We start from the raw sequence: 19,033 nt of genomic DNA on the forward strand, positions 1-19,033 counted from the left end.
GGCGCTCACGTTGCCGCGATCAGATGATCCAGAATGCTGGTCGCATCATCTCGCAAGCGCCTGGGCGCCCTCTCAGACGACAAACCCGCCGCTCTTGTCCGAGCGGCGGGCTTGATCGACTCACTTCAGCGCCAGACGGCAACTACCACTGCCGGTAGGCGCCGGTCAGCGTGCCGTTGTTGTTGCCGGACGGGCCGACATCGCCCTGGGTCGAGCCCGGGGTCGGATGGTTGGTGCCGTTGTAACCGCCGCCCCAGGCCACTGGGCCAGCCACCGGACCCGGCGCGTAGGCCGGCGCCGGCGCTGCGCCATACACCGGCTCGGAATCGGAGGTCTGCGCCGGCGGCACCCAGGCCATGGAGTCGCCGAATCGGGCATAGCCCTGCGCGGACGCAGCGGCGGTGCCGATCACCAGCGTGGCTCCGGCCAGCGCGGCCATCTTGATCGTGCGTTGCATGTCTCTCTCCTTGCTTCTGTGCGGGGTCAACCACCGCACGGCGCCAGGCGTTCCCGCAGCGCACACTCACAATAATCGTGATGAAAGGTTGATTGGCCGACGCACCGAGCCCCCTTGCAGGACTGAGCGAACCCAGCCCCGCAAAAGCTGCCCTGCGGCGCTCAGGCCGCGACGGCGACCGCCCGTGGCCGCGCCACGCCGGTCTTGGTGACTCCCGGCAGCGGCGGCGCCTTCGTGCCGGTCGCATGCGGGAAATACTGCAGCTGCATGGAATGCATGTAGCCGGCTTCCGCGGTCCAGGAGTCGTTCGCCTCGACGATCGGCGTGATCGTGAACAGATCCGGATTGCTCGGCGCAATCGACGTATAGGTCGGGATCGCTGCGCTGAGCCACTCGAGCGGTTTGTAGATCGAGTAGTAGTTGGTATCCTTCAGGACCGGCGCCGGCGGCGGATAGGTACCGAGAATTCCGTTCAGGTTGGCCCAGGCCATCGGCACGATGTCGTTGCTGTTGACCGCCGCGTAATAGGTGTAGCTCTTTGCGAAGGTCGTCGCGAAGCCCGCGTTCCACATCGTCGGAGCCGCGAAGGTGTGCGGCCACAGCGTGAACGTCAGCGACGAGTTCAGCTTCGGCAACTGGTCCTGCAGCCACGCCGTCGCCACCACGGCGAGCGCGCCGCCGAGGCTGTGCCCGGTCACCATCAGTTGCAGGTTCTGCTTGGCCGCAAGGCCGCGCAGATAGTCCAGCAGCGACAGGTCCGTCGTGGGATCGGTGAGCGCGATGACCAGCGCCAGCGCGTCGTTGATTCCGGCGCTGATCTGCAGCGGCGCTCCGGCCTGCTGCGGATACAGCCACGGCACCTGGAAGACAGCATCGGCATCGGCGAGCACGTTCTCGAACGCGCCGGCGACCGAGCCATCAACATCGGTGCCGCGGAACGCCACCGCGTAGCTCCCGTCGCTGCCTTGCGCGACGTAGGCGAGCACGCCGTTGTTGACCGCCGGGCCCCAGCATAGCGACCACGGACCGTTCGCCGCACCCGATGGGACGGACTTCAGCATCGCCACGAAATCGCTCGGCTGAACCACATCGAGCGCGTCGTCGATATAGGCGAAGTAGGACAGATACGCTGCAGCAACCTTGTTGAGGGCCATGTGAAATCTCTCTGGCTTGAATGATGAAAACAATTTCGATCAAATCGGGCAGGCAGACCCTGATCCGCCGGCCCACCGGGATGATAGACCGCGTTATCTCCAGGTGCACATCACAACATGTTCAACCCCTGATCATCGAACGTCACCGTGGAGCTGCGACACGCAATGATCGCATCTCATTGCGCGCCGCCCCTCCCATTGCTATGGCGCAGGCTGTCGCAGGACGACACGCCTCGACGATCATCAGCTCCTCGCCACGCTCACCTCGCGCGATGCCCTACTCTCTCGTCATCTTTGATCTCGACGGCACGCTCGCCGACAGCTTCCCGTGGTTTCGCACCCACGTGAACGTCGTCGCGCAGCGCTTCGGCTTTCGTCAGGTGAAGGACGAGGACATCAACGGGCTCCGCCATGCCTCGACCCGTGAGATCCTCGATTTCCTTCAGGTGCCGCGCTGGAAGCTGCCCTTCATCGCGCGCCACGTGCGCCAACTGAAGACGGCGCATGCAGCGAGCATCCCGCTGTTCGCAGGCGTCGACATCATGCTCGACACCCTTGCCGCGAACGGCACCATGCTCGCATTGGTCTCGTCGGACAGCGAGGCCAACGCGCGGCAGAAGCTCGGATCGCGCGCCGGGCTGTTCGCCGATTTCGATTGCTCGGCCTCGGTGTTCGGCAAGGCACGGAAGTTTCGCCGGGTGCTGAAGCGGCTGCGCGTCGACCCGGCAGAGGCCATCGCGATCGGCGACGAGACCCGCGACATCGAGGCGGCGCGTGCCGCCGGCATCGCCTTCGGCGCGGTGACATGGGGCTATGCCGCGGAGCAGGCGCTGCGCGACCACCAGCCGGAGATGCTGTTCACCCGGATGGACGAGATCGTGGAGCGGTTGGTGGTGCCCGCCAGACGAGATTCGTAGCCTGCATCAGCGCCGCCGGCGACATGCAGGGATAGTGACGAGCCTCGATAACCTCACCGCGTCATTGCGAGCGCAGCGAAGCAGTCCAGAGTCTTCGCGCGGCCTCGATTGCTTCGCTGCGCCGCTGCGCTCGCAGTGACGGAGGCTGCAGATGCAACTCCATTTCCGCCACCGGCGGACCTGCTCACCGCCGCAGGAACGCGCCGAATGCGCGCGGACCGTCGCCGACCTTGATCTCTCCGGTGACCTTCAGCGCGGCCACGTCGATGACGCTCAGAATGTTGCTCTCCCAATTGGCGACGATGACGCGCTGGCCGTCGGCGGTCGCCTCGATGCCCTCCGGATAGTCGCCGACGCTAATGCGCTTGAGCGGCTGCAGGCTCGCCAGGTCGAACACGCTGACCGTGCCGTCATACTGGTCGGTGGCGAAGCCCCTGCCCTGCGCCAGCGCCACCGCATAGGGCCGCAAACCGGTCTTGACCCGGCCGATCTCGCGGCGCTCGGCGAGGTCGATCACCGAGACGTCGTTGGAGGCGACATTTGCCGTGTAGGCGCGCTTGCCCTCGGCGTCGATGGTGACACCGAACGGCCGCGTGCCGACCTTGATGGTCGCAAGGCGCTGGCGCGTCGCCGTGTCGATCACCGAGACCATGTCGTCATCGCGGTCGGCGGAGAGCAGCAGCTTGCCGTCTTGTGTCACCGCAAGCCCCGACGGCGAGGCGCCGACCGCGATGCTGCCGGTCACGGTCCGGGTCTTCGCATCGATCACGCGGATTGCGGCGTTGTACCAGTCTGCGACGTAGACCGTCGAACCGTCCGGCGTCACGGCAATGCCGAGCGGCCCGCCACCGACCTCGACCCGTCCAACCACCTTTCGCGCGACAGCGTCGACGACGCTCACGCTCTTGTCGTCCGGGCTCGCCACATAGGCGAAGCGTCCGTCGGCAGCCACCGCGACGCCGGCCGGCTTGCCGCCGATCGGGATCGTCGCCACCGGCTTCGAGGTCGCGAGGTCGACGATCGTCAGATCGTCGCTGAGCTGGTTGGTGACGAAGGCCTCCTCGGCATGGGCACTGGCGCAGCAGACGAGCAAGGCTGCGAGCAGAAACGCTCGAATAGGATCTGGGAGACGATGAGTGGTGCAGCGCCTTGCCTTGTACCCACCTCGCCCCGCTTGCGGGGAGAGGTCGGATTGCATCGCCAGATGCAATCCGGGTGAGGGGGCACAGGTCCCACCACCCACACCACCCGTTCGGCAGCCCCTTACCCCAACCCTTTCCCCGTAAGAACGGAGAGAGGGAGCGCAGCGCTGACTTGGCGACATGGTCGTATCCAATCAGCTCCCGCTTTCCACCTTCTTCTTCAGTCCTTCGAGCCCGCCCTTGTACAGGCCGGTCACCGCATTGACCGCGGCCTCGTCGTTCAGTTCCGGTGGCGGATCGTTGTTGGGGAAGCCGCGGTAGAACGCGCCGGTCCATTCGACCACGCTGCCCTTGCCGTCCGCACTCGGCGTCACCGCGATGGTCGACGAGTAGTTCGTCACCGGCAGCACCTTCACGTCGACGGCGGTGATACGGTACGAATAGCTCATCTTCTCGGCGTCGTATTTGTAGAGCTCCTCGTCGACGGTAGCGCCGCCCTTCAGGGTCAGCTTGCGCGTGGCGCCAATCTCGTTGCCCTTGTCGCCCGCGGTCTTGTCGACGACGCCGAGCCAGCTCATGTCCTGGAAGTTGCCGATCACGGCCCACACCTTGGCGGGCGCGGCGTTGATCTCGACGTGCTCCTGCACCTTGCGCCGGGTCGGACCATGCGCATCCGCTGTGGTCAGGGCCGTCGTTGCGATCGCGAGCGCCGCCGTCACGGCCAGCGCCTTGCCGAACACCATCCTCATGTCGTTTCCTCAGTCACTCTCATTGGCCGGCGCATCCGGCGCGCGGCGGCGCATCTTTGCACCGCTCCCGATTGTTGCAACAAAAAAGACCGTGTCGTGGCCGATCAATTCGCGCCGCAGCAGCGCTTGTATTTCTGGCCGGAACCGCAGGGACAGGGGTCGTTGCGGCCGACCTTGCCGAACGACGCGAAGGGATTGGGCTGCCGGGCGAAGCTGGTGGACGCGGGCAGCGGAGCCCCGCTCTGCCGGTATTGATGCAGCGTCAGCACCGCCTCGCGGATATTCTGGGGCGCGTTGCGACTGAGATTTCGATATTCGACGGGATCCGGGTTCTCGTCGAGAGTTGCACCGATCATCATCATCAGACCGACCGCAGCCATGGCGACTTCGCCGCCCACCCGCTCATACGCATCGAACCTGTCACGACGCAGGTTCGTGGCCGCCGCGAAGCCGTCGATCCACAGCTCCCAGACGACCTCGCCGTTGAAGCCGTCGATCGGAAAGCGCGGCTGGTACTGCTCCGGATGATGCGCGAGCGTCAGCGCGATCTCCCGGTGATAGTCCATGACCAGCCCGAGCACCTCGTTGGCATGGTCGATGCTGGTGAACACGGAGCGACGGCCCTTGCCGAGCCCGAAGGCCGCCGCGAACCATTCGCCCGGCGGAATCGGCTCAGGGAGCACGAGCAGGCCGGCGATGAAGCCGTCGAGCTCCTCCAGCACCATGGCGCGATCATCCAGGGCCAGGAGCGCCTGTTCGAGCTTGTCGTGGCGACCGATCTGCTCCGGCATGCAGCCCCTCTTCCTTCGCTCCTGTCACGTTCCGAGTCGCCCGACGGGCACGGCGCGCACATGGCCGAGCCACGACGCGGCCGTTTTGACACCAAAACGGCCATGCGCGCAAAACCTAAATTTGCGCACGGGATCAGCGGCATCACCCTTGTCCAGTCCTGCCGTGAAAAATATTCCTGTTTCGCCATTTCGGAATTTCTGTTTTCCTGCATGCGTCCTGTCCTCACGAGAGGGGCGCTTCGCGGTCGTCACGGGCGTGGAGGGCGGGATGCGATGGACGTCACGGGCCCGGCGCTTTTGCGCAGACGACGGGTTTTGTGGCGGACGGCGAAATCGTGTGGTCCTGACCTCCCGACGCTGAGGTCAAGTGGGTGTCGATGCCTTCAAGGCGTCGCGCCGATGACGGTGGCCAGAAGGCCCGGCGCACCGAGGAGAGCGCGTATAAGCCGGTAGAAACCGTCGCGCAGGGAAGGCCGGTTGTTCGGCCAATCCTGTGGTTCCTGCCGCCTGCATTTTTTTCGCAGGCGGGCCATGGGTGCGGCCTGCACCCGGCCTTCCCTGCGCCCTCTCACTGAGGAGGGCGGAATGAACGTCAAAGCTCGGGTGCACCTGGCACGGCGAGAACGCGCAGTCATGTCTCTCCGTCATCGCGAGGAGCAAAGCGACGAAGCGATCCAGAGTCCTCGTGGGATCCTGGATTGCTTCGCTTCGCTCGCAATGACGGCCGAGCAGGCTTCGCTCTGCTCGCCTATCATCCCGGCCTCACTCCGCCAGCACCGCCTGCACGAAGCCGTCGGGGTCGGCGCAGAACTCACGCATCGCCTTGAAATGATCCGTATCCTGCACCGCGACCTTCTCCAGGCCGTATTTGGTCAGCCGCAACAGGGTCGCGCCGGGATAGGCCATCAGGACCGGCGAATGCGTCGCCATCAGCACCTGGCAATGGCTGGAGTCATCCATGCGCCGCATCAGCTTCAGGAACTCGATCTGGCGCGCCGGCGACAGTGCCGATTCCGGCTCGTCGAAAATGTAGATGCCCTGGCGCTGGCAGCGTTCCTCGAAGAAGCGCAGGAACCCCTCGCCATGCGAATGGGACAGGAAGTCGGGCGGCGGCCCGCCGAACGGATCGTCCAGTGCGGCCTGATCGAGATAGCGCGCCACCGAAAAGAAGCTCTCGGCGCGGAAGAACCAGCCTTGCGTGATCTTCGGCAACCAACTCGCGCGCAGCGCGGCGGCGAGTGCGCCGCCCATACGCTCGATCGCACGCCCATGGTCGACCGGCATGTAACCCTTGCCGCCGCCAGCTTCGTCGTAGCCCGCGAGCGCGGCAATGCCTTCGAGCAGGGTCGATTTGCCGGTGCCGTTCTCGCCGACGATGATGGTGATGGCGTTGGTGAAGCTGAGCTCGAACGCGTCCTGCAGGAACGGCAGGCAAAACGGATAGGCCGCGCGATCGGAGATCTTCGCCGGATCGAGCCACAGCCGCTTCAGATAAGGGGCCGGCAGCCGGATCTCGCGTTGCTTCCTCGCCATGACGCCTTCACAACCTCGGTAACATCACCGGCAATCTCGCACATCGCGCCCGCATCGGCCACCGGCCCACGCGGGCTACGCCACGACCTCCAGCACCAGCTCCATCGTCATCAGCACCGGATTGTCGCCGCGGACGAGGCGCCCCCGCGCGAGCGCGCCGGTGTAGTCGACCAGCGCGGCGTCAACAGTGGCTTCAAGGCCGTCGTCGCCCGGCGCGATCGCGCCGGCGGTGATCGTCAGCTCCGTCGCGAACGGCTCGACGACGACGCCGTCCTCGAAGCGCGCCCCGATGGTCGAGCCGACGCCGCCGCGAATGCGCGCTTTGCTGATCCCCTGCGCCCGGCAGAACGCTTCCAGGCAACCGGCGAAATCCTGGTTCGGCCGCAGCCGGAGCGCGAAGGCGCGGCAGTCCGTCGTGGCGCCGCTTGGTGCGGCCGCTACCGGCCCGAACAGCTTGAAGCCGGTCTCGACGTCCGGCTCTGCCGTGAAGATCGCGCCGTCGAGCCCGAAGGCGTCGACCTCGAACGGCTCGGCGACGATGGTCTCCTCCGGCAGGATGTGCCCGCCGCCGTTGCGGCTCCCCTCCTCCATCCACAGCGCGTGGCAATGGAAGAATGGCGCGCCGTCGCGCACGCCGAGCGTCATCGTCCCCGTCGACAGGCGCGTCACACCGGCGGGACGATAGGTGTCGCTGTAGAACGCGGCATGATCCGCCGTCTTCGACAGCGCCGGCATCACATAGGCGAACGGTCCGAGCGCACCGCCTTTGATATCGAGCACACCGCCGGCAAAGCCATTGGCCGCAAAGCCGCGGCGCGCGGCGTCCAAGAGCGGCAACCCCTGCTCCATGGTGAAGGTGAACACACGGCCGCGGGCCTCGACCCACTGGATGCGATCCGCGACGGGCGCACCGGGCTGGGTGATGGATCGCATCACGCGTCAGCCCTGCCTGGTGAGATCGAGCAGGCCGCGCGCCTCGAGCTCGTCGCGCACCAGACGCTTCGGAATCTTGCCATAGCCCGATTTGGGCAACGCGTCCCAGAAGAAAAAGCGCTTCGGCATCTTGTAGCGCGGCAGCTTGGTGGCGAGATAGCCGGCGATCGCGCTCTCGCTCGGCGCGGCCGCACCTTCGCGCGCCACGCAGACGGCGACGCCGACCTCGCCCCAGACGGGATCAGGCACGCCGAGCACGGCGACCTCGCCGATGTCGGGATGGGTCAGGATCTTCTCCTCCACCTCGCGCGGATAGATGTTGGAGCCGCCGGAGATGTACATGTCCGACGCGCGGCCGGTGATATAGACGAAGCCCTGCGCGTCCATGTGGCCGAGATCGCCGGTGCGGAACCAGCCGTCGCGAAACGCCTTCGCATTGGCGTCGGGATTGTCGTAGTAGCCCGCAAACACGGCCGGACCGATGACGCAGATCTCGCCGGTCTCGCCCGGCTTCAGCTCACGCCCCTGATCGTCCTGGATCGAGACCTGCATGCCCGTGCGCTCATAGCCGCAGGTGCCGATCCGCGCCTCCGGTCCATCCTCTTCCTCGTGCGCCGCGGCCGGCAGCACCGTGATGTTGCCGGTGACCTCGCCGAGGCCGAAATACTGGACGATGACCTTGCCGAGCCGCGCCAGCGCGCGCTTCTGGTCCTCGCGATACATCGGCGCGCCGGCATAGATCACATGGCGCAGCGAGGAATGATCGAATTGGTCGACGGCGGGATGCTCGACCATCATCTTCAGGATGGTCGGCACCGTGAACAGGTTGCTGATGCGATGCATCTCGATCAGGCGGAAGGCTTCGGTGATGTCGAACTTCTCGCTCGGCAGCAGCACGGTCTTGGCACCGCGCGCGCTCTGCATCAGCTGGTGCACGCCGGCGCCGTGCGACAGCGGCGCCACGACGAGCGACGCGTCGTGCTCGGTCGTGCCCGGCGTCAGGTCTGCAAGATGGTTCGTGATGACGAACGCCATCTGGCCATGCGTCAGCACCGCCGCCTTGGAGCGACCGGTCGTGCCGGAGGTGAAGAAGAACCAGCAGGGATCGTCATGCTCGACGGCCGCGTTCGCGACGTGTGCGCCGACATGCGCCTTCATTGCGTCGGCCACGGCCCCCGTGCCGAAGCTGCCGCCTTCACCGATGCGCCAGGTAAAGTCAGCAGTCGTCACTGCGGCAGCATGATCCGGAAAGTCGCCGTGGCAGAGAAACGCCTTCGCGCCCGAGGCGGTCGCGAGATAGGCGACCTCGTCCGGCATCAGTCGGAAATTGGTGGGCACCCAGACCGCGCCGAGCCGGAACGCGGCGAACATCGAGACGAACATCTCCTCGCAGTTCTTGGAGTGCACCAGAATGCGATCGCCCTTGGCGATCCCCTGCTCGGCCAGCGCCGCCGCGAGCGCCGAGACCATCGCGTCGATTTCGCGCCAGGTCCACGACCTCTCGCCCCAGACGAAGCCGACGCGGTCGCCGAGCCGGCGGCCATTTTGCGTGACGATATGCGCGAGGTTCATCACCCGGCGGGACATGCGCAGGGGTGCCGGTGTCATCGACAATCTCTCGCGCCGCTGCTGCTGACGAACAGACCCATGGAAGCGTCCCCTCGATCGATCCTTCAGGCGATCTCAGCCGCCCGATACCTTTGGGCCTGTTTATCCCGGTCCTGCTCGCCCTCGCAAGGCCGGCCTCCCCATCCCACCCATGCGGTGGCGTGTTTCGAACGGATGCGGATGCCGCGCGACAAACCGTGGCCGGCCGCGCATTTCTTCATATCACCGCGCGCCGAATCTGATTTGAGGACAACCATGATCGATCGTCGCTTCCTGCTTCTCGGCCTCGCTGGCGTGCTCGCCGCTTCTCCGCTGCACGCGCAGGCGCCTGCTTCCAGCGAGCCTGTCGGCATCATGACTGCGATCTACACCCGCGTCGCCAAGGGCAAGGGGGAGGATGGCGGCACCTTCGTCATCGAGGACAAGGCAGCGCGCGCGAAATATCTGTCGAAGTCGCTGGCCGCCCAATGGGCGAAGATGGACGCCCGCACGCCCAAGGGCGAGGTCGGGGCGATCGATTTCGATCCCGTCACGAATTCGCAGGATCCCGATGTCGCCTCGTTCAAGGTGACGTCGGAAATGCAGGACGGCGACAAGGCAACCGTCGCGGTCAGTATTCGCGGCCACCGGACCGAGCGCAAGGAACAGGCCGACGACATCATCCGTTACGACCTCGTGCGCGAAGCGGGCCAATGGAAGATCGACGACATCCGGGGTGCGGTCGATGGCAAGCCATGGTCGATCCGTGCACTGCTGGCGGAGTTCCTCAAGATCACCGAGAAACCTAAACGAAAGTAGAGGCGCATGACTGATGTCCGTGACAACAAGGCCGGGAGCCGCTTCGAGCTCGACATCAACGGCCACGTCGCGTTTGCCAATTACCGGGCCACGCCGCAGGGGGTGATCATCACCCACACCGAGACCCCGCTACCGCTGCGAGGCCGCGGCATCGGTTCGCAGCTCGTGGAAGGTGCCCTCGCGCTGATCCGCGCCGACGGCCGCAAGGTCATCGCGGGCTGCAGCTTCGTCGCCGACTACCTCCGAGACCATCCGGAGAACCGGGACATCATGGCCTGATGGGCCGTGGAATTACCGGGCGAGACGATTGGACGGCGCGCCTTAACGCAATGGCTACCTGGATGGATCAGCAATCCCCCGCCGAGCAAGCAACCAGACCCATGGGGAGAGGCAGATGTTCATCACAGCCATTTTCGACGTTCTCAAGCGCTACGTTCACTACCGCACGCAGCTCGCCTATCTCGACCAGCTCGACGAGCGCACGCTGCGCGACATCGGCTTCGACCGCGACCAGCTGCATGCGGAGGCCTGGGAACGCGCCGGCTTCGTGCACGTCTGAGGCGCTGGCGCGGCCTCACGCCAGACGCGTCCAAAGACGACAAAGGCCCGCACGATGGCGGGCCTTTCGCTTCTTGTTCTTGCCGCGAGCGGCACGCGCTCAGTGCTTGATCTCCGGCGGCAGTTTGCCGCCATTGGCGGCGAGCTTGCTCATCACCTGCTTGTGCAGCCACACGTTCATGCTGGCGGAGTCGTTGGTGTCGCCGCTATAGCCGAGCTCCTTGGCGAGCTCCTTGCGCGCAGCGAGGCTCGAATCGATATCGAGCGCCTTCATCAGGTCGACGATCGAGGTTCGCCACTCCAGCTTCTCGTGCTTGGCAGCCGCCGCCTTGTCGACGATCGCAGCCACATCGACATTTTGCGGCGCAGCAGCCGGGGCCGCCGTCGGGGACGCAGCCGCGCCGCCGGCCGGCGCGGCGCCGCCCGCGGCGGGCGTGCTGCCGCCGGCCGGTGCCGCCTCGGCATGATGGCCGAAAATCGCGCCCATGATCTTTCCGAAAACGCTCATCAATGGCTCCCAATGGATGGTGATCGTAAGAAGAACTCGGCCGGCGATGTTCCGTTGCAGAGACGCCCGTCGGAGCCGCTCCGCCACCGCCGTGGCCTGCCAAACGCGAACACGGCGACGAATGTGAAGCTTACCCAAGGCGGAATGACGGCGGAACGACTTTATTGGACCATGCTCAAGCTTCTGCGTAGGCGTACCAGGCTAATGCACTGCGACATTCACAGCCCTCACCGAGGCGTGAGTAGGCGCAGCCTGTTTTGCTACTATCCTGATGACTTCCGTTCGCGAATGGCCGCCCCGAGGTTCGTCGCGTCTGGCCATCCGCGAATTTGTTCCAACGAGAAGCGCAGCCCGCCTGCGTGGTTGGGAAGCGCCCCGCGCAAGTTGAGGGAGCACACGACGATGGCTACCTACCACAGCAATGCTGCCTCCCACGTTCGGGCGGCAGACGAGGTCGCGGCTGAGCTGACGATTCGTACGATCGACATGTCTAGCCTGATGCGTGCGCTGCGGCTCGGCTGGGATGACTTCAAGGCAGTGCCGAGTCACGCCGTGATGCTATGTGCGATCTATCCCGTTCTCGGCCTGGTGCTGGCGCGTGCAGTGTTCGGCTATGCGGTGGTGCCGCTGTTGTTTCCGCTGGCGGCCGGCTTCGCCCTGCTCGGCCCGTTCGCCGCGCTCGGTCTCTATGAGCTCAGCAGCCGCCGAGACCGCGGCGAGGACACCAGTGCCTGGGATGCCCTGGAGGTGCTGCGGTCGCCGTCGTTCGGCTCGATGCTCGGACTGGGCACGCTGCTGTTCGCGCTGTTCGTCACCTGGGTCGCGACCGCGCAGGCGATCTACGTCGCAGTGTTCGGCTATGGCGGCGCGACCGGTGTGAGCGATTTCCTGCAGCGGGTCTTCACTACGCCGCAAGGCTGGTGGCTGATCGCGGTCGGCTGTGGCGCAGGCTTCCTGTTCGCGTTGCTGGCGCTGTGCCTCAGCATCGTGTCCTTCCCCTTGATGCTCGACCGTCACGCCGGCGCGCTCGAAGCGGTCGTCACCTCGCTGCGCGTGGCGGCCAAGAACCCAGTTCCGGTTGCGGCCTGGGGCCTCATCGTCGCAGTGCTTCTGGTGGCCGGCACGATCCCGTTCTTCCTCGGTCTCGCCGTCGTGATCCCGGTGCTCGGCCACGCCACCTGGCATCTCTACCGTGAGGCCATCGCGATCCACCCCGACGCCGCCCGGATCGTGCCGCCGGTCCCCCGCAGCTCCAAGCCCGCGGCCGATTTCCCGGCGAACCTGTTCCCATGGCGCTCGCGTGACCAGATGTGAGGACGCAGCGATGAGTTTTCACTGCCGCCGGCCTCCGGGCCGGCGGTCGCGTCGAGCGGCCGCAGAGTGTGGCGGCGCTCACGAAATCCGACGCCAATGTGATCGAAAGGCCTTGCTGCTGCCGCGGTTACGCCCGACATGGAGCACGCCCAGCAACGCTTTTTGAATCCATTGCCGTCCAGGTGTTTCGATGATTGCTCGCGTTCTCGCCGTGTCCGCTCTTGCCTGTCTCGCTGCCCTTACCCCCCTGTCAGCGCCAGCGCACGCCGCGGTACCTTGCGGCAACGGCAATTTCGACGGCTGGCTCGCCGAGTTCAAGACCGAGGCTGCGGCCAAGGGCATCTCGCAAAACACGATCAATGCGGCGCTGACGGGCGTGACGCCGGACCAAAGCGTGCTGAACCGCGACCGCGGTCAGAAGGTGTTCAGCCAGACCTTCGAGGAGTTCTCCGGACGCATGGTGCCGCCGCGCCTGACCCGCGGCTCCAACATGCTGAAGCAATACGGCTCGGTGCTGTCGCGGATCGAGCAGAGCTACGGCGTGCCCGGCGAGGTGCTGGTCGCGATCTGGGGCCTTGAGACCGATTTCGGCGTCAATGTCGGCAAGTTCCCGACCATCCGTGCGCTCGCGACCTTGGCCTATGACTGCCGCCGCGCCGAGCAGTTTCGCGGCGAGTTGCTGGATGCGCTGCGGATCGTCGACCGCGGCGATCTCCAGCCGGCCGAGATGCGCGGCGCCTGGGCCGGCGAGATCGGACAGACCCAGTTCATGCCGTCGTCCTGGATCAAATATGCCGTCGATTTCGACGGCAATGGCCGGCGCGACCTGATCCGCAGCGCGCCCGACGTTCTCGCCTCCACGGCGAACTATTTGAAGGGCTATGGCTGGCAGAAGGGCAAGGACTGGGAGCCCGGCGGCCCGAATTTTGCGGTCATCCAGCAGTGGAACAAGAGCGAGGTCTATGCGCGGACGATCGCGACCTTCGCGACGCAGCTGGCGCGGGCGCCATAGCCTGCCCGGAAAAAGGCCGATCGCGGTGACGCGATCGGCCCTTGGTTCAACGATGCGAACGACTGACGCGCTACTTGATCATCCCGGCCTGCATCGCCTTCGTCAGATGAACGCTGCAGGCGCCCATCTTGCCGCTCAGCAGCGCATCCTGGGCCGCCGCGATCTCTCGCTGCGCCGTGTATCTGGCATCGCCATCAGCCATTGCCTCGATCGCCGTCTCAGTCTTCTCCAGGTTGGCCCCGCTGCAGCCGGCGCCGTGCATCCGCGCCGCCTGAGCCGGACCGAACGCGGTCATCGCCGCGATGACGAGCGCGGCCCCCAACAGTTTGCTGTTCATTGTTTTTCCTCGCTGGTGCGACGGCGCAGGCATCATTGCCGGACGCCGCGACATTCTGTCGCACCACCTCGATATTCTCGCGAAATGAAATCACTGCGAGCCGCGCGTGATCGTGGACATCGGTTCACCGTCGCAACATCAAATAGTGAATATAAATTCATTCTGCTCGACCCATGCACCCCGTCGAGGCTCGAGATGATCAACGCTTAACGGCGTCGTAGCCGCGGTGACAGTCTATCGATCGGGCTTTTCAAACGAACGATTGAAAAACAGCATGATTACGGAGGTTTCCGACAGATCGCACCCTCTGATCCCCCTGCCCGATTCTTACCCAAGCGTTACCCAAGCTATGCGCCGGAGGTTTAGCTGCATCGCAACATCAGCGCTTCCGCATCGCAACAATCTCTTCTATGTTCATTTCAACGATGAGGTTCCAATGAAGAACTGAATCGTGAACTAAAGGAGATTTCTCATGTTGCTCTCGCTCATCCGCATGGTTCAGGCGTTCCGTGAGTATCAGCGCAACGTTGCCGAGCTGTCGCAGCTCAGCGATCGCGAACTCGCCGACATCGGTCTCGATCGCTCGGACATCCCGCGCGTTGCCGCCGGTCACTACAACGGCTGATCGGCCTTCTTCCGATATCTACCGGACATCGCCCGCCTCGCTGCGGGCGTTGCCGCATCTAGGCCTGGCGCAGCGAAACACATGCGCCCGCTTTCTCGCGCCGAGCCTCATTGGCGCATTTGCAGCGCTCGGGAAAAGCGCTACCTGTCCCGCGCATGACAGGCTCCAAATCACCTTCGAATACCGTCCACGTTGTCGGTGCCGGCCTCGCCGGCTCTGAAGCCGCTTGGCAGCTCGCCGAGTCTGGAGTCGATGTGGTGCTGCATGAAATGCGGCCGGACCGCATGACCGAGGCGCACCGAACCGCCACCCCGGCCGAACTGGTGTGCTCGAACTCTTTCCGCTCCGACGATGCGGCCAACAACGCCGTCGGACTGCTGCATGCCGAGATGCGCCGGCTGGGCTCGCTGATCATGCGCGCTGCCGACGCCAATCAGGTTCCGGCCGGTGGCGCATTGGCCGTCGACCGCGACGGCTTCTCGGCGGCCGTCACAGCGGCTCTCGAAGGGCATCCACGTATCGCGCTGCGCCGCGGCGAAGTTACCGGCTTGCCGCCGGCGGAGTGGGATCGCGTCATTGTCGCCACCGGTCCCCTCACCTCGCAGCCGCTCGCCGAGGCCATCCGGGACCTGACCGACGAGACGGCACTTGCTTTCTTCGACGCCATTGCGCCGATCGTGCACAAGGACACGATCGACATGACCAAGGCGTGGTTCCAGTCGCGTTACGACAAGGTCGGTCCGGGCGGCACGGGGGCTGACTACATCAACTGTCCGATGACGAAGGAGCAGTACGACGCCTTCGTCGCGGCGCTGCTCGCCGGCGAGAAGACCGACTTCAAGGAGTGGGAGACCAACACGCCCTATTTCGACGGCTGCCTGCCGGTCGAAGTGATGGCCGAACGCGGCCACGAGACGCTCCGTCACGGCCCGATGAAGCCGGTTGGCCTGACCAATCCGCACAATCCGACGGTCAAGCCCTACGCGATCGTGCAGCTGCGCCAGGACAACAAGCTCGGCACGCTCTACAACATGGTCGGCTTCCAGACGAAGCTGAAATATGGCCCGCAGCAGCAGATCTTCCGCACCATTCCCGGGCTGGAGAACGCGGAGTTCGCGCGGCTCGGCGGCCTGCATCGCAACACCTTCCTCAACTCGCCGAAGCTGCTCGATGCGCAGCTCCGCCTGCGCGTCCAGCCACGGCTGCGCTTTGCCGGCCAGATGACGGGATGCGAGGGGTATGTGGAGTCGGCGAGCATCGGGCTGATCGCCGGCCTCTACGCCGCCGCCGAGGTGCGCGGCGCCAATCTGCTGCCGCCACCACCAACCACGGCGCTCGGTGCCCTGCTCGGCCATATCACCGGCGGCCACATCGAGACGATCGACGGTGCGACACGCTCGTTCCAGCCCATGAACATCAATTTCGGCCTGTTCCCGCCGCTGGCGACGACCCCGATCCGCAAGCCGGACGGCACGCGGCTGAAGGGCAACGAGAAGACGGTGGCGAAGAAGCAGGCGATGAGCGCCCGCGCGCTGGCCGATCTCGACCGCTGGATCGCCGAGCACTTGCCCGTCGCGGCCGCTGCGTGAGAGCCCCATGAGTTTGCCGAAGACTGATTTCGCCGTGCTGGCGGCGCGCTGGAGCGAAGGCGTTCTGCTCAAGCGCGACGTGTTCTCGACCGTCGAGCGCGGCCGCTTCAAGAGCGAGGCCGGTGACGTCGACGCCGTGCTGCGCCGGCTCGATGAGGTGCCGTGGTGGTCGTTCGTGCTGGCGCGGCATTTGTTCGCGCGCGAGCGCAAGGCGCTGATGCGCGCCAAGGGGCTCAACGCCGGCCCTGATCTGCTATGGGCTGGGGATCGCGCGCTGGTCCGCGGCTTCATCAATGGCGTGGCGCTGCATCTGGCCAAGCCGCACGGCAACGCCGCCTATTTCCGCTCGGCCAAGCGGATGATGCGCCGGCTGCATCGCGCCGGAATCACGCACAACGATCTCGCCAAGGAGCAGAATTGGCTCGTCGGTCACGACGGCCATTGCTACGTCACCGATTTTCAGTTGGCCGCCTGCTTCGAGAGCCGCAGCCGGCTGTTCCGGATCGCGGCCTATGAGGACCTGCGTCATCTGCTCAAGCATAAGCGGAGTTACGCGCCCGAGGCGCTGACGCCGAAGGAGCGCAAGATCCTGGCACGCAAATCGCTGTTCGCGCGCGTCTGGCTGATGACCGGCAAGAAGGTGTATCGCGCCATCACGCGCGGCATCTTCAATTTCACCGACCGCGAGGGTGGCGGACGACGCCTGGTCAACGATGCGCCGGTGCTGATGGACATGATCCGGAAGAACCCGGCCGTGCGCGACGCGGCGATCGTTGCCTTCGCAGACCGCCGGACCGGCGTCGGGCTCTATGCGTTCGTCGAGGGAGAGCAACCGACGCTTGAAACTCAGCTGCAAAACGAGCTTGCTTCAGCCAAGGGCCCGAAGCCGCCGGAGCATATCCAGGTCGTGCATGCCCTGCCGCGCGACGCCAGCGGCAGGCCACGCACTGAACTGTTGCAGCTGGTCGCGATGAACCAGATCGACCTGATCGAACCGATGCTCACGAGCGACAGCGATCGCGCTTTCCTCAAGGACATCCTGGACTCGCGCAAAAACCTGCGCGACCGGTTCAATTTCGAGGCGGACCTGAACCTGCCTTCGGCCTGAGCGGACGAGACTTCGCGGACCGACCATTGTATCCTTTGGTTGCAATGTCGTTTGGGAGGATTGGCAATGAACGTCGAAACCCGCGCGGCCACAACGTCTCGGTCGTCGAACATCGAGATCATCCCGACCGGCCGGCAACTCGGTGCCGAGATTCGACATGTCGATCTCAAGCATCTGGACGATGCGGGCTTCGGCTCCCTGCTCCGTGCCTTTCACACGCACTCCGTTTTGCTGGTGCGCGGCCAGGGTCTGACGGACCAGGACTTGATCGCCTTCAGCCGCCGCTTCGGCGATCTCGACTGGGCGCCGGTGCAGGAGAACGGGCGCCGCTTCGTCGACGGTCTACCCGAAATCTATATCGTCTCGAACGTGAAGGTGAATGGCGAGGCGATCGGCAGCCTCGGCGCGGGCGAAGCGGTGTGGCATACGGACATGTCGTATCTCGACACGCCGCCGATCGCGAGCGCGCTCTACGCGCTGGAAATTCCCCCCGTCGGCGGCAACACGTCGTTCTGCAGCATGTACGCCGTGTACGACGCGCTTCCTCCTGAACTGAAGCGCCGCGTCGCAGATCTGAAGATCAAGCACGACGGCACCTACAACAGCGGCGGCTTCGTCCGACAGGGCGTAACGCCGACCGATGATCCGCGCACATCGCCGGGCGCGATCCATCCGCTGGTCTGCACGCATCCCGATTCCGGCCTGCGGATGCTTTATCTCGGCCGCCGGCGCAATGCCTATCTGGTCGGCCTCGAGCTCGCCGAGTCGGAAGCATTGCTCGACGCGTTGTGGGCCTATGTTGCCCGTCCGGAATTCTCCTGGGAGCATGTCTGGAAGGTCGGAGATCTCGTCATCTGGGACAATCGCTGCACCATGCATCGGCGCGATCCGTTCGATGATCATGCGCGGCGAATCATGCATCGGACCCAGATCAAGGGAACAGATCGTCCACACTGATTCGCTTGCGCGCGGGATCAGCACGATCAAGCGCCAGATTGCCTGCGAATGAGTTGCAGGTTGCTGGATATTTCCTCGCGCATCGCCTTGAAGCGTCCAACTTCCGACTCAGAGCGGCAGAGTGTGCCGACAATCGGCAGATCGTGCCGCGATCCTTCCGCGAATTGCCTCCGAGCCGAAACACCCCCGACAAATTACGATGGTTGATTTGCAGGCACTGGTGAAACTTGGGAGATGACGCAAGTGAGTCTCAGAAGCAACGTTGCTCGAAGCGCCGAAAGCAGCCTCATCCAGGTCATCCCGACGGGAAAGACGCTCGGTGCCGAGGTCTGCAATGTCGATCTCGGATCCTTCGACGATTGGGCGTTCGCCTCGTTCATGCGCGCGCTGCTCAAGCATCAGGTCCTGCTGGTGCGCGGCCAGCGGCTTGGTGAACGTGACATCGCGGCCTTCAGTCGTCGCTTCGGTCACGCGGATCTATTTTACACCTCCCCCGGGGGCTTGCTGGGCGACAGACTGTCATTCTGCAGCCTCTACGCCGCTTATGACGCGCTCTCACCGGCGCTGCGCAGCCGCGTCGCTCATCTGAAGGTTCGTCATCTCGCGACCGACACCGCCGATGATGGCCGTCGCACCGTCATCGCAGGCCCGGTGCATCCGCTGGTCGGCAATCATATCGATACCGGCCGCTCGATGCTCGCGCTGGGGCAGCGTCGCCATTCCTATGTCGTCGGCCTCGAGCAGGACGAATCCGACGCGCTGCTCGACGATCTCTGGCAGCTTGCCGAACGGCCCGAGTTCAGTTGGACCCACACCTGCCGACCGGGTGATCTCGTCGTCTGGGACACCCGCTGCACGATCCACCGGCACGAGCCGCCGGACATGCCGAGACTCCTGCACAGCCCGCCGCTCTGGAGCACGATGCCCTCGGCCTGAGCCCGCG

General features: G+C 65.1%; 21 protein-coding genes. 11 read left to right on the forward strand and 10 right to left on the reverse strand.

Annotated features, from left to right (window positions below; translation table 11 throughout):
• Positions 1–142 precede the first annotated feature (142 nt).
• Both QX073_RS07390 and QX073_RS07395 read right to left on the reverse strand, forming a co-directional pair.
• Positions 143–457 (reverse strand): hypothetical protein, encoded by a 315-nt coding sequence (locus QX073_RS07390; RefSeq protein WP_315711753.1) that lies wholly within the window; start codon positions 455–457, stop codon positions 143–145.
• A gap of 161 nt (positions 458–618) precedes the next feature.
• Positions 619–1,611: a lipase family protein gene (locus QX073_RS07395; RefSeq protein ID WP_316165342.1), complete on the reverse strand. Its 993-nt coding sequence runs from the start codon at positions 1,609–1,611 to the stop codon at positions 619–621.
• 272 nt (positions 1,612–1,883) lie between these two features.
• Between QX073_RS07395 and QX073_RS07400 the strand changes: the two genes are divergently transcribed.
• A complete protein-coding gene (locus tag QX073_RS07400; RefSeq protein ID WP_315751033.1) occupies positions 1,884–2,528 on the forward strand; it encodes an HAD hydrolase-like protein in 645 nt (214 codons plus the stop codon).
• A gap of 184 nt (positions 2,529–2,712) precedes the next feature.
• On the opposite strand, the gene QX073_RS07405 is transcribed toward QX073_RS07400, so the two are convergent.
• The 6 genes from QX073_RS07405 to QX073_RS07430 form a co-directional block, all read right to left on the reverse strand.
• Positions 2,713–3,645: a cytochrome D1 domain-containing protein gene (locus tag QX073_RS07405; RefSeq protein ID WP_315712611.1), complete on the reverse strand. Its 933-nt coding sequence runs from the start codon at positions 3,643–3,645 to the stop codon at positions 2,713–2,715.
• A 219-nt stretch (positions 3,646–3,864) separates the two neighbouring features.
• The gene (locus tag QX073_RS07410) at positions 3,865–4,419 is read right to left on the reverse strand and encodes an SRPBCC family protein (RefSeq protein WP_315711749.1); all 555 of its coding nucleotides are present in this window, start codon (positions 4,417–4,419) and stop codon (positions 3,865–3,867) included.
• Positions 4,420–4,523: 104 nt separating this feature from the next.
• A complete protein-coding gene (locus QX073_RS07415) occupies positions 4,524–5,210 on the reverse strand; it encodes a UPF0149 family protein (RefSeq protein WP_316192969.1) in 687 nt (228 codons plus the stop codon).
• 762 nt (positions 5,211–5,972) lie between these two features.
• Positions 5,973–6,743, reverse strand: a complete 771-nt coding sequence (locus tag QX073_RS07420) for an AAA family ATPase (protein ID WP_315827535.1) — start codon at positions 6,741–6,743, stop codon at positions 5,973–5,975.
• A gap of 75 nt (positions 6,744–6,818) precedes the next feature.
• Entirely contained in the window at positions 6,819–7,676 is an 858-nt protein-coding gene (locus QX073_RS07425) for a PCC domain-containing protein (RefSeq protein WP_316165335.1), read from the reverse strand.
• 6 nt (positions 7,677–7,682) lie between these two features.
• Entirely contained in the window at positions 7,683–9,284 is a 1,602-nt protein-coding gene (locus QX073_RS07430) for an acyl-CoA synthetase (protein ID WP_316192971.1), read from the reverse strand.
• A gap of 255 nt (positions 9,285–9,539) precedes the next feature.
• On the opposite strand from QX073_RS07430, the gene QX073_RS07435 reads away from it, so the two are divergent.
• The 3 genes from QX073_RS07435 to QX073_RS07445 all read left to right on the forward strand — a co-directional run bounded on the left by QX073_RS07435 (position 9,540) and on the right by QX073_RS07445 (position 10,641).
• Positions 9,540–10,082, forward strand: coding sequence for a DUF3828 domain-containing protein (locus QX073_RS07435; protein ID WP_315827630.1), 543 nt, complete (start codon positions 9,540–9,542; stop codon positions 10,080–10,082).
• Positions 10,083–10,088: 6 nt separating this feature from the next.
• On the forward strand, positions 10,089–10,361 hold the full coding sequence (locus tag QX073_RS07440) for a GNAT family N-acetyltransferase (RefSeq protein WP_315711742.1): 273 nt from the start codon (positions 10,089–10,091) through the stop codon (positions 10,359–10,361).
• A gap of 115 nt (positions 10,362–10,476) precedes the next feature.
• Positions 10,477–10,641, forward strand: coding sequence for a DUF1127 domain-containing protein (locus tag QX073_RS07445; protein ID WP_315751025.1), 165 nt, complete (start codon positions 10,477–10,479; stop codon positions 10,639–10,641).
• Positions 10,642–10,740: 99 nt separating this feature from the next.
• On the opposite strand, the gene QX073_RS07450 is transcribed toward QX073_RS07445, so the two are convergent.
• Positions 10,741–11,148, reverse strand: a complete 408-nt coding sequence (locus QX073_RS07450) for a DUF3597 domain-containing protein (RefSeq protein ID WP_315827531.1) — start codon at positions 11,146–11,148, stop codon at positions 10,741–10,743.
• A 402-nt stretch (positions 11,149–11,550) separates the two neighbouring features.
• On the opposite strand from QX073_RS07450, the gene QX073_RS07455 reads away from it, so the two are divergent.
• Positions 11,551–12,462, forward strand: a complete 912-nt coding sequence (locus tag QX073_RS07455) for a DUF2189 domain-containing protein (protein WP_315711738.1) — start codon at positions 11,551–11,553, stop codon at positions 12,460–12,462.
• A 190-nt stretch (positions 12,463–12,652) separates the two neighbouring features.
• A complete protein-coding gene (locus QX073_RS07460) occupies positions 12,653–13,474 on the forward strand; it encodes a lytic murein transglycosylase (RefSeq protein WP_315711736.1) in 822 nt (273 codons plus the stop codon).
• Between the two features lie 70 nt (positions 13,475–13,544).
• Here the strand turns inward: QX073_RS07460 and QX073_RS07465 are convergent, their stop codons facing one another.
• Positions 13,545–13,811, reverse strand: a complete 267-nt coding sequence (locus tag QX073_RS07465; RefSeq protein WP_315712608.1) for a hypothetical protein — start codon at positions 13,809–13,811, stop codon at positions 13,545–13,547.
• Positions 13,812–14,283: 472 nt separating this feature from the next.
• Here QX073_RS07465 and QX073_RS07470 point away from each other — a divergent pair, with 472 nt between their 5' ends.
• The 5 genes from QX073_RS07470 (at position 14,284) to QX073_RS07490 (ending at position 19,026) form a co-directional block, all read left to right on the forward strand.
• Entirely contained in the window at positions 14,284–14,436 is a 153-nt protein-coding gene (locus QX073_RS07470) for a DUF1127 domain-containing protein (RefSeq protein ID WP_006614327.1), read from the forward strand.
• Positions 14,437–14,591: 155 nt separating this feature from the next.
• Complete coding sequence (trmFO, locus tag QX073_RS07475) at positions 14,592–16,025, forward strand: methylenetetrahydrofolate--tRNA-(uracil(54)-C(5))-methyltransferase (FADH(2)-oxidizing) TrmFO (RefSeq protein WP_316225518.1); 1,434 nt, start codon at positions 14,592–14,594, stop codon at positions 16,023–16,025.
• 7 nt (positions 16,026–16,032) lie between these two features.
• Positions 16,033–17,133, forward strand: a complete 1,101-nt coding sequence (locus QX073_RS07480) for a serine/threonine protein kinase (RefSeq protein WP_316170176.1) — start codon at positions 16,033–16,035, stop codon at positions 17,131–17,133.
• 66 nt (positions 17,134–17,199) lie between these two features.
• Positions 17,200–18,090 carry a TauD/TfdA family dioxygenase gene (locus tag QX073_RS07485; RefSeq protein ID WP_316186127.1) on the forward strand — a complete coding sequence of 297 codons (891 nt, stop codon included), beginning with the start codon at positions 17,200–17,202 and terminating at the stop codon, positions 18,088–18,090.
• A 243-nt stretch (positions 18,091–18,333) separates the two neighbouring features.
• Positions 18,334–19,026 (forward strand): TauD/TfdA family dioxygenase, encoded by a 693-nt coding sequence (locus QX073_RS07490; protein ID WP_315711730.1) that lies wholly within the window; start codon positions 18,334–18,336, stop codon positions 19,024–19,026.
• Positions 19,027–19,033: the final 7 nt, after the last annotated feature.

It is taken from the genome of Bradyrhizobium sp. SZCCHNS3052 (assembly GCF_032484495.1).
Taxonomy (GTDB): domain Bacteria; phylum Pseudomonadota; class Alphaproteobacteria; order Rhizobiales; family Xanthobacteraceae; genus Bradyrhizobium.

Coding starts and splice junctions, on each gene's coding strand:
- QX073_RS07420 (WP_315827535.1), bottom strand. CDS start 6,743: ATGGCGAGGAAGCAACGCGAGATCCGGCTGCCGGCCCCTTATCTGAAG.
- QX073_RS07445 (WP_315751025.1), top strand. CDS start 10,477: ATGTTCATCACAGCCATTTTCGACGTTCTCAAGCGCTACGTTCACTAC.
- QX073_RS07395 (WP_316165342.1), bottom strand. CDS start 1,611: ATGGCCCTCAACAAGGTTGCTGCAGCGTATCTGTCCTACTTCGCCTAT.
- QX073_RS07450 (WP_315827531.1), bottom strand. CDS start 11,148: ATGAGCGTTTTCGGAAAGATCATGGGCGCGATTTTCGGCCATCATGCC.
- QX073_RS07440 (WP_315711742.1), top strand. CDS start 10,089: ATGACTGATGTCCGTGACAACAAGGCCGGGAGCCGCTTCGAGCTCGAC.
- QX073_RS07390 (WP_315711753.1), bottom strand. CDS start 457: ATGCAACGCACGATCAAGATGGCCGCGCTGGCCGGAGCCACGCTGGTG.
- QX073_RS07400 (WP_315751033.1), top strand. CDS start 1,884: ATGCCCTACTCTCTCGTCATCTTTGATCTCGACGGCACGCTCGCCGAC.
- QX073_RS07465 (WP_315712608.1), bottom strand. CDS start 13,811: ATGAACAGCAAACTGTTGGGGGCCGCGCTCGTCATCGCGGCGATGACC.
- QX073_RS07425 (WP_316165335.1), bottom strand. CDS start 7,676: ATGCGATCCATCACCCAGCCCGGTGCGCCCGTCGCGGATCGCATCCAG.
- trmFO (WP_316225518.1), top strand. CDS start 14,592: ATGACAGGCTCCAAATCACCTTCGAATACCGTCCACGTTGTCGGTGCC.
- QX073_RS07485 (WP_316186127.1), top strand. CDS start 17,200: ATGAACGTCGAAACCCGCGCGGCCACAACGTCTCGGTCGTCGAACATC.
- QX073_RS07460 (WP_315711736.1), top strand. CDS start 12,653: ATGATTGCTCGCGTTCTCGCCGTGTCCGCTCTTGCCTGTCTCGCTGCC.
- QX073_RS07435 (WP_315827630.1), top strand. CDS start 9,540: ATGATCGATCGTCGCTTCCTGCTTCTCGGCCTCGCTGGCGTGCTCGCC.
- QX073_RS07455 (WP_315711738.1), top strand. CDS start 11,551: ATGGCTACCTACCACAGCAATGCTGCCTCCCACGTTCGGGCGGCAGAC.
- QX073_RS07430 (WP_316192971.1), bottom strand. CDS start 9,284: ATGACACCGGCACCCCTGCGCATGTCCCGCCGGGTGATGAACCTCGCG.
- QX073_RS07410 (WP_315711749.1), bottom strand. CDS start 4,419: ATGAGGATGGTGTTCGGCAAGGCGCTGGCCGTGACGGCGGCGCTCGCG.
- QX073_RS07480 (WP_316170176.1), top strand. CDS start 16,033: ATGAGTTTGCCGAAGACTGATTTCGCCGTGCTGGCGGCGCGCTGGAGC.
- QX073_RS07470 (WP_006614327.1), top strand. CDS start 14,284: ATGTTGCTCTCGCTCATCCGCATGGTTCAGGCGTTCCGTGAGTATCAG.
- QX073_RS07415 (WP_316192969.1), bottom strand. CDS start 5,210: ATGCCGGAGCAGATCGGTCGCCACGACAAGCTCGAACAGGCGCTCCTG.